General features: G+C 56.5%; 1 rRNA gene. It reads right to left on the bottom strand.

The features are described from left to right. A 5S ribosomal RNA gene (rrf, locus tag GL263_RS29375) occupies nucleotides 1-87 on the bottom strand; the annotation flags it as partial. Nucleotides 88-255: the final 168 nt, after the last annotated feature.

The raw sequence follows: 255 nt of genomic DNA on the forward strand, positions 1-255 counted from the left end.
CCCGCATGCAGTACCATCGGCGCTGACAGGCTTAGCTTCCGGGTTCGGAATGTAACCGGGCGTTACCCCATCGCTATGACCACCGAAACACTATGAAACAAACAACCCAGCAAACCCACCACACACGCGTATGCATGGTTCGGGTTCCGGCAGCTGTTGCCTCAGAACCAACACAGTGGACGCGAGCACATATGGTCAAGCCCTCGGCCTATTAGTACCGGTCAACTCCAACCCTCACAGGTCTTCCATCTCCGG

Source organism: Streptomyces durbertensis, from assembly GCF_014156695.1.
Lineage (GTDB): Bacteria > Actinomycetota > Actinomycetes > Streptomycetales > Streptomycetaceae > Streptomyces > Streptomyces durbertensis.